15 protein-coding genes are annotated in these 14,560 nt (G+C 49.5%); 10 read left to right on the top strand and 5 right to left on the bottom strand.

Features of this window, described 5'->3' with window-relative positions:
• Positions 1 to 211: 211 nt before the first annotated feature.
• Together ctlX and EHT25_RS17095 are read right to left on the bottom strand one after the other, a co-directional pair.
• A complete protein-coding gene (gene ctlX, locus EHT25_RS17100; RefSeq protein WP_124876359.1) occupies positions 212 to 1,141 on the bottom strand; it encodes a citrulline utilization hydrolase CtlX in 930 nt (309 codons plus the stop codon).
• Positions 1,142 to 1,158: 17 nt separating this feature from the next.
• Positions 1,159 to 2,622, bottom strand: a complete 1,464-nt coding sequence (locus EHT25_RS17095; protein WP_124876358.1) for an arginine deiminase family protein — start codon at positions 2,620 to 2,622, stop codon at positions 1,159 to 1,161.
• Between the two features lie 202 nt (positions 2,623 to 2,824).
• On the opposite strand from EHT25_RS17095, the gene sufC reads away from it, so the two are divergent.
• The 7 genes from sufC (at position 2,825) to EHT25_RS17060 (ending at position 9,510) form a co-directional block, all read left to right on the top strand.
• Positions 2,825 to 3,580: a Fe-S cluster assembly ATPase SufC gene (gene sufC, locus EHT25_RS17090; RefSeq protein WP_124876357.1), complete on the top strand. Its 756-nt coding sequence runs from the start codon at positions 2,825 to 2,827 to the stop codon at positions 3,578 to 3,580.
• 112 nt (positions 3,581 to 3,692) lie between these two features.
• Positions 3,693 to 5,012 (top strand): Fe-S cluster assembly protein SufD, encoded by a 1,320-nt coding sequence (gene sufD, locus EHT25_RS17085; RefSeq protein WP_124876356.1) that lies wholly within the window; start codon positions 3,693 to 3,695, stop codon positions 5,010 to 5,012.
• Positions 5,013 to 5,201: 189 nt separating this feature from the next.
• The gene (locus EHT25_RS17080; protein WP_124876355.1) at positions 5,202 to 6,440 is read left to right on the top strand and encodes a cysteine desulfurase; all 1,239 of its coding nucleotides are present in this window, start codon (positions 5,202 to 5,204) and stop codon (positions 6,438 to 6,440) included.
• 55 nt (positions 6,441 to 6,495) lie between these two features.
• Entirely contained in the window at positions 6,496 to 6,945 is a 450-nt protein-coding gene (locus tag EHT25_RS17075) for a SufE family protein (protein ID WP_124876354.1), read from the top strand.
• Between the two features lie 11 nt (positions 6,946 to 6,956).
• A complete protein-coding gene (locus tag EHT25_RS17070; RefSeq protein ID WP_124876353.1) occupies positions 6,957 to 7,268 on the top strand; it encodes a DUF59 domain-containing protein in 312 nt (103 codons plus the stop codon).
• Between the two features lie 149 nt (positions 7,269 to 7,417).
• On the top strand, positions 7,418 to 7,843 hold the full coding sequence (locus EHT25_RS17065; protein ID WP_124876352.1) for a BrxA/BrxB family bacilliredoxin: 426 nt from the start codon (positions 7,418 to 7,420) through the stop codon (positions 7,841 to 7,843).
• Between the two features lie 242 nt (positions 7,844 to 8,085).
• Positions 8,086 to 9,510 (top strand): capsule assembly Wzi family protein, encoded by a 1,425-nt coding sequence (locus EHT25_RS17060; protein WP_185731401.1) that lies wholly within the window; start codon positions 8,086 to 8,088, stop codon positions 9,508 to 9,510.
• A gap of 1 nt (position 9,511) precedes the next feature.
• On the opposite strand, the gene EHT25_RS17055 is transcribed toward EHT25_RS17060, so the two are convergent.
• Positions 9,512 to 10,705, bottom strand: coding sequence for a dipeptidase (locus EHT25_RS17055; protein ID WP_124876350.1), 1,194 nt, complete (start codon positions 10,703 to 10,705; stop codon positions 9,512 to 9,514).
• Positions 10,706 to 10,854: 149 nt separating this feature from the next.
• Between EHT25_RS17055 and EHT25_RS17050 the strand changes: the two genes are divergently transcribed.
• Positions 10,855 to 11,607: an SDR family NAD(P)-dependent oxidoreductase gene (locus tag EHT25_RS17050; RefSeq protein WP_124876349.1), complete on the top strand. Its 753-nt coding sequence runs from the start codon at positions 10,855 to 10,857 to the stop codon at positions 11,605 to 11,607.
• A gap of 97 nt (positions 11,608 to 11,704) precedes the next feature.
• On the opposite strand, the gene EHT25_RS17045 is transcribed toward EHT25_RS17050, so the two are convergent.
• Both EHT25_RS17045 and EHT25_RS17040 read right to left on the bottom strand, forming a co-directional pair.
• On the bottom strand, positions 11,705 to 12,196 hold the full coding sequence (locus EHT25_RS17045; RefSeq protein WP_124876348.1) for a PaaI family thioesterase: 492 nt from the start codon (positions 12,194 to 12,196) through the stop codon (positions 11,705 to 11,707).
• Between the two features lie 90 nt (positions 12,197 to 12,286).
• Positions 12,287 to 13,216 carry a Ppx/GppA phosphatase family protein gene (locus EHT25_RS17040; protein WP_124876347.1) on the bottom strand — a complete coding sequence of 310 codons (930 nt, stop codon included), beginning with the start codon at positions 13,214 to 13,216 and terminating at the stop codon, positions 12,287 to 12,289.
• A gap of 147 nt (positions 13,217 to 13,363) precedes the next feature.
• Here EHT25_RS17040 and rpsU point away from each other — a divergent pair, with 147 nt between their 5' ends.
• Both rpsU and EHT25_RS17030 read left to right on the top strand, forming a co-directional pair.
• A complete protein-coding gene (gene rpsU, locus EHT25_RS17035; RefSeq protein WP_038120545.1) occupies positions 13,364 to 13,561 on the top strand; it encodes a 30S ribosomal protein S21 in 198 nt (65 codons plus the stop codon).
• A gap of 100 nt (positions 13,562 to 13,661) precedes the next feature.
• Positions 13,662 to 14,549: a tyrosine-type recombinase/integrase gene (locus EHT25_RS17030; RefSeq protein ID WP_124876346.1), complete on the top strand. Its 888-nt coding sequence runs from the start codon at positions 13,662 to 13,664 to the stop codon at positions 14,547 to 14,549.
• The last annotated feature ends 11 nt before the right edge of the window (positions 14,550 to 14,560 follow it).

The following is a 14,560-nucleotide window of genomic DNA, read 5'->3' as shown; positions in this document are numbered from 1 at the left end:
GTTAACACAAATGACTATAGTTTTGCCAGAATTCAAAAACCAATGATACTTGCTGATACAATTAAGTTATTAAACGGTATTTAAGCACAAGATTATATGCAATAAATACAATTTAACAGCAAAACCACCCACCGAACTTACATACCGGGTCAAACGCGCTAAAACCTCCTTTCAGATGGCCTTTCCACACTTTCTTATCAACAAATGTTCATTATCTGGATGGCAGGTGGAGTTCGGCAATCATACAGCGGGCCGAACCACCACCATTGCTTTCAATGGTTTCTAAGTCAAAATGAAACAGCGTAGCGAAATCGTCCAATTCGTCGCGCTGCCGAACCGTCAATGAATGAAAAGCCTGCGTCGACATAACCAGTAACTTCTGACTTTTCCGGGTCATCACCAGCAGCATGTTCCCGGCAAAATGCGCCATCTGATCCATCGTAATATCAATGACATGCTTCCCGCTATTGACCAGCGACTGCCTGACCATCAACCGTTCGTCGGGATCAGCAATGGCCGCCAAACACACAATAGCAAAAACGTCGCCAATGCACATCACCACGTTGGTATGATAAACCGGTATGCCTGCCGCATCGGTCGCCGAAAAGGTGATTACCCGATAGCCGGTCTGTTTGCTGAACTCCTTGAGTACATCAACATCCGTTCGGGGCGACAAACAGGCGTAGGCAATCCGTTTCATCCGGTCTAACACCATACTGCCGGTGCCTTCGAGGTATTTACTTTCCTTCTCAAAATGCGTCAGATCGATAATCCGGGCAATGTGAAAATTCTTGCCCAGATCGTCGATGATGTCCATTCGCCGTTCGAGCCTCCGGTTGGGTGCTTCCATCGGATAAACAACAACCGTACCGCTGTAATGAAAGGATACCCAATTGTTGGGAAAAATAGAATCGGGCGTATACAATTCCGGCAAGTCATCGTAGATAATGACATTGACTCCGGCGGCCGTCAACTGGTGAGCCATTTCATCAAATTCACGCAGGGCATTCTGCTGAACCTCATCCCGGTTTTTAGTCGCCATCGTCCGATCCTGAAACGAGTTACTTCCGGCAGTCTGTTCATTGAAACCAAACCGTACAGGTCTGATCATGAGGATGTTTGAGGTGGCCTGGGCTTGCATACGGATAGGAGTTAGGGTTATAATTCGGCACGTAATAAAGGTAAACTCATGCAGTGGGAACCGCCCCGCGCCCGCGACAATTCTGCCGATGGCAGCATGATAAACGTATTTTCGAGGGTTTCCGGATCGGCTTCTCCGCGCTCAAACCGGTCCAGCAGATCGGCCGCCTGTATGGTTTCAAATCCGGCCTGGCGAAAGGCTTCCAGGGTTTTATCATTGCGGTCATAGCCGATCACAACCCCGTCTTTCAATGCCAGCAGATTACACGAATCCGTCCATTGTTCACGGGCTCCGAAGGGAAATTCGTTGTTCCCGGAATAAATAAATTTCACCGGTTCCGAACATCCCAGATCGTCCCGGCTGATGGACGTCAGCAAATCTTCCAGGTTTTCGAATTCGACGGGTTTATGCTCCGAACCTTTGGTAAACTGAATAATCCGCAGTTCGTCCGGGACGTCTTTCGGTGCCAGAAAATGCAGCAAATCCCGCTTTTTGGCCTCATCTCCCACCCGACCCAGCGACCCCAGCAACACCCAGGTATTCCGCTTGACCTGCGTAAAAATGGTGTCGATGTGCATGTAGTCCCGTTTCTTAGGGATTTTAATGATGGTTACTTTATCAACCACGTTCCGGTCAAACATGATTCGAATCACCTGTTGGGCGGCATAGAGCGTGGTTCGTTCGCTGCAGCCAATCAAGAGGTGGTTTTTGGCCACCATCATGACATCCCCCCCTTCCAGGGTCGAACGCGAATAGTCGTTACTTACCTCGTTATCAGGTAACAAAAAATGGTGTTCATTGTCCGGAATTTCAATGATTTTATCCCGGTACCCACTAAATAATGGGTGGTAGAAAAAAATATACTGCGCCAGAAAAGCTTCGCGGGTGCGGGCCAGTTTAGCGGGTTTGTTGAGTAGGATATGGTTATTAATAACTATGCCAATGTCACGCGTAAAAATAAAATTTGGCATTGGTGCAAACAACATCGTGCGATCGGGCAGCGAACCGGAGATCAGAATTTTAGCTAACTCGAACGCATCATACGTATATAACTGGTTCTGAATGTGAAACCGACAGCGTTCAACGGCGCAAATACCCGATATCAGGCGGGTCCGAATGACTTCATCTTCCAGAATTTCGGTCAGCAGGTACTGAATATCAACAACGGAATCGGAACGAAAATAATCCGGATGATCCGGTTTGAAAAAATTCCGTTCCGGATCGGCATTGATCCGGGCGAGTTTCCCGCGAATTTTATTCGGATCGAGAAAATACAATAGCAGTTTTACGTAGTAATCATATTCATCCTTGCGCATCGTTTCCAGATGCACGATGTCTTCAAAAAGCCAGTCCTGCGCTTTGGAAGGGATCACTTTGCCCAGGCCACGATCCGGACTGTGAATCAGCAGACGCTTCAACGAACCCACTTCCGAAGTCACTCTGATTTCCTGCGAACGTACCTGATGATTGCCATTTTGCATAGTATTACTTGCCAAAAAAGGGAACACTTCTTCCGATTGCAAGGTAAGGTTTTGGGTACTGAAAAAAAAAGTCGGTGATCTCAGGCCAAGGAAATGCCGTGAACGTCAACTTTTAACGGGTCTAAATTGTTACCCGATCGTGTAGCTATCGTTGCATCTCATTACCTTTGCGGTTTAATTAAGTAGTAATCAATCTTCTGTTATGCTAACTATTAGCAATCTACAAGCGTCTATTGGCAGTAAAGAAATATTGAAAGGTATCAATCTGGAAGTCAAAGCCGGTGAGATACACGCGATTATGGGGCCAAATGGTTCCGGAAAAAGTACCCTTGCATCGGTGCTGGCGGGTCGCGAAGATTACGACGTGACCGACGGCAGCGTGCTTTTTGAAGGCAAAGACCTCCTGGATCTGGCCCCGGAAGAACGGGCCGCCGAAGGTATTTTCCTGGCTTTTCAGTATCCGGTTGAAATCCCGGGCGTCAGTACCACCAACTTCCTGAAAACCGCCATGAACGAGATTCGGAAATACCGGGGGCTGGAACCGCTGGACGCCGTCCAGTTTCTGAAACTGATGAAGGAGAAGATGAAACTGGTGAACATCGACCAGTCGTTGCTGAGCCGGTCGCTGAACGAAGGATTCTCGGGTGGTGAAAAGAAACGCAATGAAGTTTTCCAGATGGCCATGCTTGAACCGAAACTGGCGATTCTGGACGAAACCGATTCCGGTCTGGACATCGATGCGCTCCGGATTGTGGCCGAAGGGGTCAACCAGTTGCGCTCGCCGGAACGGGCCACCATCGTGGTTACCCACTACCAGCGGCTGCTCGATTACATCGTCCCCGACTACGTTCACGTGTTGTATAAAGGCCGTATCGTGAAGTCCGGTCCGAAAGAACTGGCTTTCGAACTGGAGGAAAAAGGCTACGACTGGATTAAAGCAGAAGTGGAAACGGTTTAATTTTTTAGTTAAGAGTTACGAATTAAGAGTGATAAGTTGGCTAATGCACGCTTTTTTAACTCTTAACCGCACGGGCGGCCCCGTCTTAACTCTTAATTCTTAACTCACTGAAATGAATAATCAGCCCAATAACGATCTCAAATCCAAGCTACTGGCGGATTTTCGGACCTCGGAAGAGCGGATGAACGGCGCCAGCAAGTCGGCGTTGCACCAAATCCGGCGCGAAGCCCTCAACCAGTTCGATCGACTGGGTTTTCCAACCGTCAAGCACGAAGAGTGGAAATATACCAATGTCAATAGTTTAATTAAGGAAGTATTCGAATTCAATGCGTCTTCCGAACTGACCGTCGAAGACCTGGCTCAGCTTGAATCGTCGCGTTTAGACGGGAACGTTCTGTATTTTGTCAACGGTCAGTATCAGCCGCATTTATCGAAAATTGTAAGCCCCGCCAGCCAGCTGACGATTACGACTCTGGCCGAAGCTGTCAAAACCACGCCGGATCTGCTGCATCAGTATTTTGCCAAATATGCCGACTTCCAGGATAACGCGTTTACGGCGCTGAATACGGCTTTTGCGCAGGATGGTGTCGTGATCAACGTACCAGCGAATACAACGGTAGAAGCCTCAACCATTCTGCGGTTTGTTTCCGATGCCCGGCACTTAAATGTAGCTTCACAGCCCCGCAATCTATTCATTGTCAATACCAACGCAGAAATAAAAATAGCCGAATCATTCCGCACACTAGGCGATCAGGCCAGCTTTACGAACGTCGTTACGGAAATTGTCGTGGCCGAAGATGCCCGGGTGGAATATTACAAAATCCAGAACGAGTCGGACATGGCCTACCACATCGGTACCACACAGGTGCATCAGAAAGACCGCAGCCACTTTTATTCGGCCACGGTGACGCTCGATGGCGGTTTTATCCGTAACAACCTGAACATCGCCCTCGACGGTTCGGAATGCGAAGCGCACATGTACGGTTTGTATTTTCCGAACGGTCGCCAGCACATCGACAATCACACGCTGGTCGATCACCGCAAACCGAATTCGCACAGCAACGAACTCTACAAAGGGATTCTGGAAGACCGTTCAACGGGTGTTTTCAACGGTAAAATTTTCGTACGCGAGGACGCCCAGAAAACCAACGCCTACCAATCGTGCAAAAACGTGGTGCTCTCGAACGACGCCACAATGAACACCAAACCGCAGTTGGAAATCTTTGCCGACGACGTGAAATGTTCGCACGGAACCACAACCGGTAAACTGAACGAGGAAGCCTTGTTTTACCTCCGTTCGCGCGGTATTCCGAAGGTGGAAGCCCAGTCGCTGCTGATGTATGCCTTCGCCGAGGATGTGATCAAAAAGATCAAAATTGATACCCTCCGCGAGCAGTTGGAGCGCCGGATTCAGGCCAAACTCGCCCGGTAATAAGGCTAAAATAGCGAATAATGAATATTGACGGGGCCGCCCGCGCGGTAACGAATGTTGAAATTGAAGAGTGTGTTTTACTTCGCTATTCAATATTCGCTATTCATTATTCATTATTCATTATTACTTTTCTTCATAGCACCATTCGCTTTCCTTTCGTGTTACCTCCTGAGAGATTACCGTTATTTTATGCAAACTGCGACACACGAAATTCTTGATATAGCTGCCATTCGCCGGGATTTTCCGATTCTTGATCAGGTGGTGAATGGTCGGCAACTGGTTTATTTTGACAACGCAGCCACCACGCAAAAACCGCTCCCGGTTCTCAACGCCCTCGCCCGCTATTACGAAGGGTACAACGCCAACATTCACCGGGGCATTCATACCCTGGCTGAAAAAGCGACCTCGGCATTCGAAGCGTCGCGCCGGGCCATTCAGCAGTTCCTGAATGCCGCTCACGTGGAGGAAATCATTTTTACGTACGGCACAACGGATGGCATCAACCTGGTGGCTCAAACCTATGGACGGCGGTTTTTGAACGAGGGTGACGAAATCATCATCACCACGATGGAGCACCATTCCAACATCGTGCCCTGGCAGATGTTGTGTGAGGAAAAAGGCTGCGTGCTGAAAGTGATTCCGATCGACGATAACGGGGACCTGATTCTGGAAGAATACGAAAACCTGCTTTCCGAACGGACTAAATTTGTCTCGGTGGTGCACGTTTCGAACGCGATGGGGATTATTAATCCGGTTGAAACCATCATCGAAAAAGCCCACGCCATTGGCGCCAAAGTGCTGATCGACGGCGCCCAGGCCAGTTCCCACATCGACATCGACGTTCAGGCACTGGATGCTGATTTTTACGTTTTCTCGGCCCATAAACTGTACGGCCCGACGGGCATGGGCGTGCTGTACGGCAAAAAGGATATTCTGAATGCGATGCCGCCCTGGCGCGGAGGTGGTGAAATGATCAAGGAAGTTACGTTTGAGAAAACCACTTACAACGATCTGCCCTACAAATTCGAAGCCGGTACGCCCAACATTGCCGACGTCATTGCGGTTTATACCGCCCTGGAATACCTCGATACACTTGGTAAAAAAAATGTAGCGGCCTACGAACACGGTTTGCTCGAATACGCTACCGAAGCACTGAAAAGCATCGACGGTTTACGGATTGTGGGAACGGGCGCGCAGAAAATCAGCGTTGTTTCGTTTGTAATGGATGGCATTCACCACCAGGATACGGGTGTCATTCTCGACCAGCAGGGCATCGCCGTTCGGACGGGCCACCATTGTGCCCAGCCGTTGATGAGCCGGTTTAACATTACGGGAACCACCCGGGCCTCCTTTGCGGTTTACAACACAAAAGAAGAGATCGACCGACTGGTACAGGGGTTGTTGCGGGTTAAGAAGATGATGTTGTAACCGTAATTACCGTTTGAAATACACCTGATTGTCGCCGATTGGTGAAATTATAACTATGACCATCAACGAGAAACAGGATGAAATTATCGAGGATTTTGATCTCTTTGATGATCAGCTCGATAAGACGCAGTATATCATTGATTTAGGCAAGAAACTGCCACCTATGCCGGTGCAGTTCCAGACGGATGAAAACCTGATTCGCGGGTGCCAGTCAAAAGTGTGGTTGCACTCCGAAATGCAGGGAGACACGGTTCATTTTGAAGCCGATAGCGAACCCACGGCCCAGATCAGTAAAGGGCTGGTGAGTTTGTTGATCCGAATTCTGTCGAATGAAAAAGCCGAAGACATTGCCAACGCCGACCTGTATTTCATCGATCGGATCGGATTGAGTAACCTGGTAACCTCACGGCGCGCGGGCGGACTGGCGTCAATGATTCAGCAAATGAAGCAGTTTTCGGCCGCCAATAGTGGTAAAATCCAGCCCTCCGGGCAGTCAGCGATTTAATGCAGAAAATTATGAATGACGAAGAATTGAAAGAAGAAGTAGTCAAAGCCCTGAAAGGCGTGTATGATCCGGAAATTCCGGTGGACGTCTACGAATTGGGGTTGATCTACGAAATAAAAATATTCCCGATCAATAACGTTTATATCCTGATGACCCTGACGTCGCCTTCCTGCCCTTCCGCAGGAACCATTCCGGGCGAGATCGAAGCCAAAGTCCGGGCCATCGAAGGCGTTAACGACGTGAGCGTCGAGCTGACGTTCGATCCACCCTATACGACCGAAATGATGTCGGAAGTGGCGAAACTGGAATTAGGTTTTATGTAAAATGAACGGTTAAATGGTTGTAATGATTTCCTGATTAAGTGGTTATAAAGTGACCTGATCATTGAAATAACGAAAAGCCATTTAAGCATTTTTAGCCATCAAACCATTAGTCCATAAATAGTTAACTTACACTTTAAAAACTCAATATAATGTATCCTCCACATTTAGTTGCTCCGATGAAGGACGACCTGGTTAGTGTCGGTTTCGAGGACCTGAATACTGCCGAAAAAGTCGATGAGGTAATGGACAATGCCGAAGGCACCATGCTGGTGGTTGTCAACTCGGTTTGCGGATGTGCGGCTGGCGCGGCCCGTCCGGGTGTAAAAGCAGCTCTGAATTTGAGCGGTATCAAACCGGATAAACTGGTGACGGTTTTCGCTGGTGTTGACTTTGAAGCAACGGCCCGGATGCGTGAATACCTGCTGCCTTATCCGCCATCATCACCCGCCATCGGTATTTTCAAAGATGGCGAACTGGTTCACTTTATCGAACGGCACCACATTGAAGGCCGCTCGGCCCAGATGATCGCGCAGCACCTGGAAATGGCTTTTGAAGAATTTTGCGAAAAAGCCTGACCATTAACATTTTAAATATTCGAAACCGGTAGTTGACCACTACCGGTTTTTTTGTTTACATTACTACAGAAAAAATAAAGATTGCTGGCATTGTCAACTATTGAAAATAGAAAAATTTTGTATTTTCTTGTGACATGAAAAACAATTACCGTCTGTTAATTGCCTGCATTTTATATTCATCTGTCAGCCTGGCTCAAAATTTATACCCTCATCAGGCATCAGCATATGCTGAAATCGGGGTAATGGGTTCAACAACCCATAGAACTCCTTTCTGGTTAAGAGCCAATCAATATGGAATTATTCCACTATCAGCTCCAGTCGGTACGTTTCGGCTGGGGGTGCAGGGCTCTCTCCTATTAACAGACACAAATTCCGTTCGTTCGTTTATTCGTCCCAACCGGGAATGGACTTTATCTTATGCAGCGGAAGGCGTCGGCAACGCCGGAAACGTCAACCAGATTCTGGTCCCGGAAGCTTACGTTAAACTCACCCACAAAGGGCTGGAGATTGTCGCGGGGCGTCGCCGGGAAGTAATGGGACTGGTTGATTCCACGCTGTCCAGCGGGTCGTATGGCTATTCAGGCAATGCCCTGCCTCTTCCAAAAATCCAGATTGGCACCCGCGGTTTTATCCCCTTCAGCCGCCGGAGCTGGCTGGCCGTTAGTGCGTTTTTTGCGCACGGATGGTTTGGCAACACCTGGTACGTGAAACGTTCGTACCTGCACCAGAAAAATGTTACCTGGCGTATCGGAAAGCCATCTTCGCGGGTGCGGTTTTACGCGGGCATCAACCATAACGTCCAGTGGGCCGGACATACCGATTACTTGCCGGACAACTCCATCTCCATCAATGGCCAGATGCCCAATCGGTTCAGCGACCTGCCCAACGTCGTTTTCGCCATCCGCACCAATGGGCTGAACAATGATCGCATTACGCGATTCGACTGGGAAAACATGTACGGGAATCACGTTGGCAGTATCGACGCAGCCACGGAAGTGCTGCTTCCGTGGCTTAATGTGCTGCTGTATCATCAGCATTCCTACGAAGACGCATCCAGTTTTCTCTTCCAGAATTTTCCGGACGGTCTTTACGGAATCCGGCTGCGAACGATCGGTACCTCAAACGCTTTTTTCCGTCTGAATGGCCTGAATGTGGAATTTTTATCGACAGTTTTTCAAAGTGGTGATCCGGATCAGAAGAATCTACAGTTTGGATGGGGTGGCGATAATAATTTTAACCACGCCCAATATCAGGAAGGCTGGATTTATCGAAATCGGGTGATCGGGTCGCCCTTCCTGACGCGGTTAATCGATGCCAAACCGGAAAATCGGATCGGCTACGTTATCAATAATAACCGGGTTAAAATGGCTCATTTTGGACTACAAGCCACGCTGGCTAATCAGATCGACGTCATTGCTAAAGTATCTTATAGTGAAAATAAAGGCACATATAATTTCCCATTCCCGAAAACTTTGCCGCAATGGTCGTCGATTATCCAGTTTGGGTTACCGGTTTCCTGGCTGGGCGGCAGTTGGCTGACCGCTGCAGTTGCGGTGGATTCGGGGCAGTTGTATGACAACGCAACGGGCGGTTTTATCAGTTTACGGAAAACCATCTGGCAAACGCGCAATGCCGCAATGCTGAAAAAACCGGTCGGACGGTTGTAAGTTACTGCGGCACTTTGGCTTGTCCCAAAACCCGCAACAAATTACCACCCCAGATTTTGGCAATGTCCTGTTCCGAATAGCCTTTTTTGACCAGTTCCAGCGTCAGCGCTTCAATCTCGCTAACATCTTCCATGCCGTTGACGCTCCCGCCCCCATCGAAATCGCTGCCAATCCCGACGTGGTCGATGCCGGCCAGCCGCACAATGTAGTCGATGTGTTTGACAATATCCGACACGCTTGCCCGTTCGTAGGCGTATCGTTTCTGAATCGAATCTTCTTTCGCATCCAGTCTGGCCCGCATTTCCGGGGTTACCACCCGGCCCACACCCGCCATCCGAATTGAATTCAGGGCCTGACGGTGCTCATCGGACGGTTTTCGGAGGTAATCGGTAACAAAATTCACCTGCACAACGCCCCCTTTGGCGGCAATGGCCTTGATCATTTCGTCGGTCATGTTTCGCGGAAAATCGCAGAGGGCGCGGGCGTTGGAATGCGACGCAATCAGGGGGGCTTTCGACAATTCCAGCGCGTCGTAAAACGACTTGTCGGAAACGTGCGAGACATCGATCAGAATGCCTAACCGGTTCATTTCCTGCACAACCTGCCGCCCAAACGAGCTCAATCCGTTGTGAATCGGGCCATCGGGATCGGTAGCAGAGTCGCAAATGGCGTTGTTGGCAAAGTGCGACAGTGTAATGTACCGGCACCCCAGGTCATAATATATTTTCAGCAGCGACAGATCTTCGCCAACCGGATAGCCGTTTTCCATTCCGATAAAAACCGCTCGTTTCCCGGCTTTTTCAATGCGGTAGGCATCGTCAGGAGTAGTCGCCAGTTCGGCCAGATCGGGGTGTTTTTTGAGTGCATCGCTAATGCTTTGAAAGATTTTCAGCGCTTTGGCTTTGGCCTCGGCATGTCCTTCCGGGGTGCGCGGCCCCTGTGCCATATACACCGCAAAAAACATGGCGTCCATGCCACCTTCTTTCATGCGGGGAAAATCGATTTGCGATTTATCACGCACCCGATCGTGTCGTTCACCCACATCAAATCCGTCTTTTACCATGTTGATCGGGGCATCGGCGTGTGTATCGAGCGTCAGTATTCGCTGGTGGATTTTATGGGCTTTCCGCGTTAGCCGGTCGGCAGGCAGGAAGAAAATAGCAAGAAGCAGAAACAGGGCAAGAATGGGGTTCATTACGTCAGGTCTAAATCCCAAGATAGAAAAGAATAGCTGAAAAATTACTATTTATAGCCGCTTAAAACACCTGCAAAGCCAATTCTATTCTGATTTATCCTGATCTTTGGCTTTGTTTTAAACCGTTTTTTTAAAATAGGAATACGAATATGGCCCAAACTGCCTTCATTACCGGCGCCACTTCCGGCATTGGTCTAGCGATTGCCAACGCATTTGCCAAACTCAATTATCGCCTTATTCTGTGCGGACGCCGTCAGGAACGGCTGGATGAATTACAGCAAACCCTCGGCAACGAAATCGATACCTACACGCTCAACTTTGACGTTCGCGACCGGGCCGCCGTCGAAACCGCCGTTGCGTCTTTACCCGAAGACTGGCAAACCATCGATGTACTCGTCAATAACGCCGGAAATGCCCACGGCATGGGGCCGATTCACGAAGGAGACGTTGACGACTGGGATGCGATGATCGACGGCAATGTAAAAGGGCTACTCTATGTTACCCGGGCGGTTTCGCCGGGAATGGTAAAAAACGGTCGCGGCCACATCGTCAACATCAGTTCGATTGCCGGAAAGCAAACCTATGCGAATGGTGGCGTTTATTGTGCCTCGAAAGCTGCCGTAGAGGCTCTCAGCGAAGGCATGCGACTGGATCTGACCCAACACGGCATCAAGATAACCAACGTCGCTCCCGGCGCCGTCGAAACCGAATTTTCGCTGGTGCGTTTCAAAGGCGACGAAGCACGGGCCGCCAAGATTTACGAAGGTTTTACGCCCTTAACCGCCACCGACATTGCCGACGCCGTAGCCTACGCTGTTTCTGCTCCGGCCCACGTCACCATCGCCGACATCACGATTCTGGCTTCCGCCCAGGCCGCAGCCACAACCATTTATCGGAAATAAAGGAGGAAGGGAAAATCGGACGAAGGGAAGAAGGGAGGAAGGAAAGGATTAATTTCTCTTTTCCGTTTCTCCCTTCTTCCGATCCTCCCTTCCTCCTTTATTTCAAAATCATGCAGGTCGAAGTCGCGTGGGCGTAGAGTTTGCCCTGGGCATCTTCGACGCGGGCTTCGGCGGTGGCGACGCTCCGGCCAACGTGGATGACGGTTCCGGTGCAAATCAGTTTACCGGTTTTAGCCGTCACCGGTCGCACCAGATTGACTTTCAGTTCCAGCGTGGTATAGCCCACTCCGGCCGCCAGTTTAGTGTGAATGGCGCAGCCCATGGCCGAATCGCAAAGTGTGCTTAATAAACCGCCGTGCACAACGCCGATCGGATTGTAATGAAATTCGGAAGGCGTAACGGCAAAAACCGCCTTCCCGTCTTCCATCGCCACCGGATCAAAATCCAGCGTCTGGCAAATGGGTGGAAGCGGATTAACACCGTCCAGAATGCTTTGTAGGTATTCCAGTCCGGACATGGTTTTAGCGGCCTGTGCGCCCTGCATGGGATCTTCCCAATTATACGATCGTTCTCTTTCGTCTGCTGCCATTAGTGATTTGAAGAATTGTAGTAAAATGTAAACTCGTTAAAATGTATATACCCCCATTTTGAAAACAAAAACCGCCCGGATTCTGTCTCATTATGAGTCATTTTCAGGCTGAAATAAATCCGCCAAAACCCCTTCTTTCAACGAATAGGTGGAAACCCGAATCTGCCGAATGCCGTACGCCCGTAACACATAATCGATCAGGCAAACACCCACCACAATCATGTCGACCCGCAGTTCGATCATGCCCGGCAGTTGCATCCGTTCCGCGTGATTTCGGGTCAGGAGTTGTTCATACGAGCGGTAAAATTCACTGACCGACAGGTCGAAAGCCGTCCGGTTTGCGTCCGGTAACTGCCCTTTTTCGTGCATGAACTGCAAATCGATCAGTGTGTCGAACGAGCCCGACGACCCCACCAGAACAACCGGCGCATATTGATGAACCGCATTGGTGAGCGGCAATAATTGTTCCTGAAAAAACCGGTTCAATCGACTCACCGCTGAAGGGCTGATCGGGTCGGTTTCCATAAACCGCTCCAGCAACCGCTGACCGCCAATCTCAAAACTCTGCTTCCAGTAAATCCGTTTTTTCGTACACAGAATGAACTCAACACTGCCCCCGCCGATGTCGACCACCAACGCCATCTGGTCGTCGAGCGTTCCGGCGGCCCGGACACCGGCGTAAATGTAACCGGCTTCTTCGTCGCCCGAAATGGAGCGAATCACAATACCGGTTTCCTGCTGAATCCGTTCGATAAACGCCAACTGATTTCCGGCGTTCCGGATAGCACTGGTTCCGATGGCTACGACCTGTTCGACCGGTAGCTGATGCTGATCGATGATGGTCCGAAAATACCGCAAAACCGCTACTGCCCGCTCGGTGGCTTCGTCGGTAATCAAGCCCTGATTGATGCCGGATTTGCCAATTTTTGCCGGGCGGCTTTCCCGAAACAGCGTCTGACCTGCGTTTGTAATCATCAAATGGAAGGTATTCGTCCCGAGGTCAATAACGGCTTGTTTCATGCAATTCTGGTGGTTTACTGTTATAAGGTTTTGGATAGGAACACGGATTTGGCTGTTAATCATTTCGCACAAAACTATTGGTTTTTTCCTTCCGGAAACATACCTTTGCAATCCGTTTGGTATCAGAAAATTAACGAATTGCAGGATATGCTTATCATAAACGTCAAAGAAAACGAGTCAATTGACAAAGCCCTCAAGCGCTTTAAGAAAAAATTTGAAAAAACCGGCGTATTGCGCGCCCTACGTTCCCGGACTGCTTTCCAGAAACCGTCGATCAAACGTCGCCAGGAAATTCTGAAAGCCGTCTACCGCGAAAAAATGTACGGCAGCAACAGTGAAGCATAGTCTTTAAGACCATTTTCCGAAACAGCATGGGTTGGCAGTAGGCATTCGCTTACTGCTTTTTTTATGGTATCTTGTCCTGTATTCTTCGTCCCCGCGCCCTATGGTTTCGCTTTTTCTTGAACACATCCGCTACGAGAAACGCCTGAGTCACCATACGCTAACGGCGTATCGCATTGATATTGACCAGTTTCAGGACTATTTGAAAAGCCAGTACGAGCTGGAACAGCCTGAGAATGCGACCTTTCACATGATTCGGTCGTGGATTGTCAGTCTGGTCGAAAGCGGGTTGGATAAGACGTCGGTGAATCGGAAAATTGCCACACTCCGTAGTTTTTTCGGGTTCATGCTGCGCCGGAAAGTCATTGCCGCCGACCCGATGCTGAAAGTATCGGCGCTCAAAACGAGCAAAAAAATACCGGTTTTTGTCGAAGAAAAACCGATGGAAACGCTGCTCGACGATGTCGATTTTCCGGATGATTTCAAGGGATTACGGGACAAACTGGTCCTGGAATTACTCTACGGCACCGGCATCCGGTTGGCGGAACTGGTAGGGTTGAAAACGGCCGACGTGAATCTCTACGAAAAAACCATTACGGTGTTGGGCAAACGCAATAAACACCGGATTATCCCGGTTCCACCCCCGCTTTTTGCGCTCATTCAGCAGTACCAGCAACTGAAAGAAACCGAATTTGCGGGAAAAGCCGACCCGGTTTATCTGATTCTGAGCGACCAGGGCATCAAATCGTATCCGGTTCTGATTCAGCGCATTGTGAAGCGGTATTTGGGATTGGTCACCACGCTGGAGAAGAAGAGTCCGCACGTTTTGCGCCATACCTACGCGACGCATTTGCTCAACCGGGGCGCCGATCTGAACGCCATTAAGGATTTGCTGGGCCACAGCAGTCTGGCTGCGACGCAAATTTATACGCACACGACCATCGATAAACTGAAGAAAGCATACAATCAGGCGCATCCCAAAGCCGGGTAAGTTGCCAGTCG

This window comes from Larkinella rosea (genome assembly GCF_003858635.1).
Lineage (GTDB): Bacteria > Bacteroidota > Bacteroidia > Cytophagales > Spirosomataceae > Larkinella > Larkinella rosea.
This window is presented reverse-complemented; position numbering and strand designations above follow the sequence as displayed.

Excerpts from the sequence above, each read along its gene's own strand:
- ctlX (WP_124876359.1), bottom strand. The coding sequence starts at position 1,141 with ATGCAAGCCCAGGCCACCTCAAACATCCTCATGATCAGACCTGTACGG.
- EHT25_RS17095 (WP_124876358.1), bottom strand. The coding sequence starts at position 2,622 with ATGCAAAATGGCAATCATCAGGTACGTTCGCAGGAAATCAGAGTGACT.
- sufC (WP_124876357.1), top strand. The coding sequence starts at position 2,825 with ATGCTAACTATTAGCAATCTACAAGCGTCTATTGGCAGTAAAGAAATA.
- sufD (WP_124876356.1), top strand. The coding sequence starts at position 3,693 with ATGAATAATCAGCCCAATAACGATCTCAAATCCAAGCTACTGGCGGAT.
- EHT25_RS17080 (WP_124876355.1), top strand. The coding sequence starts at position 5,202 with ATGCAAACTGCGACACACGAAATTCTTGATATAGCTGCCATTCGCCGG.
- EHT25_RS17075 (WP_124876354.1), top strand. The coding sequence starts at position 6,496 with ATGACCATCAACGAGAAACAGGATGAAATTATCGAGGATTTTGATCTC.
- EHT25_RS17070 (WP_124876353.1), top strand. The coding sequence starts at position 6,957 with ATGAATGACGAAGAATTGAAAGAAGAAGTAGTCAAAGCCCTGAAAGGC.
- EHT25_RS17065 (WP_124876352.1), top strand. The coding sequence starts at position 7,418 with ATGTATCCTCCACATTTAGTTGCTCCGATGAAGGACGACCTGGTTAGT.
- EHT25_RS17060 (WP_185731401.1), top strand. The coding sequence starts at position 8,086 with ATGGGTTCAACAACCCATAGAACTCCTTTCTGGTTAAGAGCCAATCAA.
- EHT25_RS17055 (WP_124876350.1), bottom strand. The coding sequence starts at position 10,705 with ATGAACCCCATTCTTGCCCTGTTTCTGCTTCTTGCTATTTTCTTCCTG.
- EHT25_RS17050 (WP_124876349.1), top strand. The coding sequence starts at position 10,855 with ATGGCCCAAACTGCCTTCATTACCGGCGCCACTTCCGGCATTGGTCTA.
- EHT25_RS17045 (WP_124876348.1), bottom strand. The coding sequence starts at position 12,196 with ATGGCAGCAGACGAAAGAGAACGATCGTATAATTGGGAAGATCCCATG.
- EHT25_RS17040 (WP_124876347.1), bottom strand. The coding sequence starts at position 13,216 with ATGAAACAAGCCGTTATTGACCTCGGGACGAATACCTTCCATTTGATG.
- rpsU (WP_038120545.1), top strand. The coding sequence starts at position 13,364 with ATGCTTATCATAAACGTCAAAGAAAACGAGTCAATTGACAAAGCCCTC.
- EHT25_RS17030 (WP_124876346.1), top strand. The coding sequence starts at position 13,662 with ATGGTTTCGCTTTTTCTTGAACACATCCGCTACGAGAAACGCCTGAGT.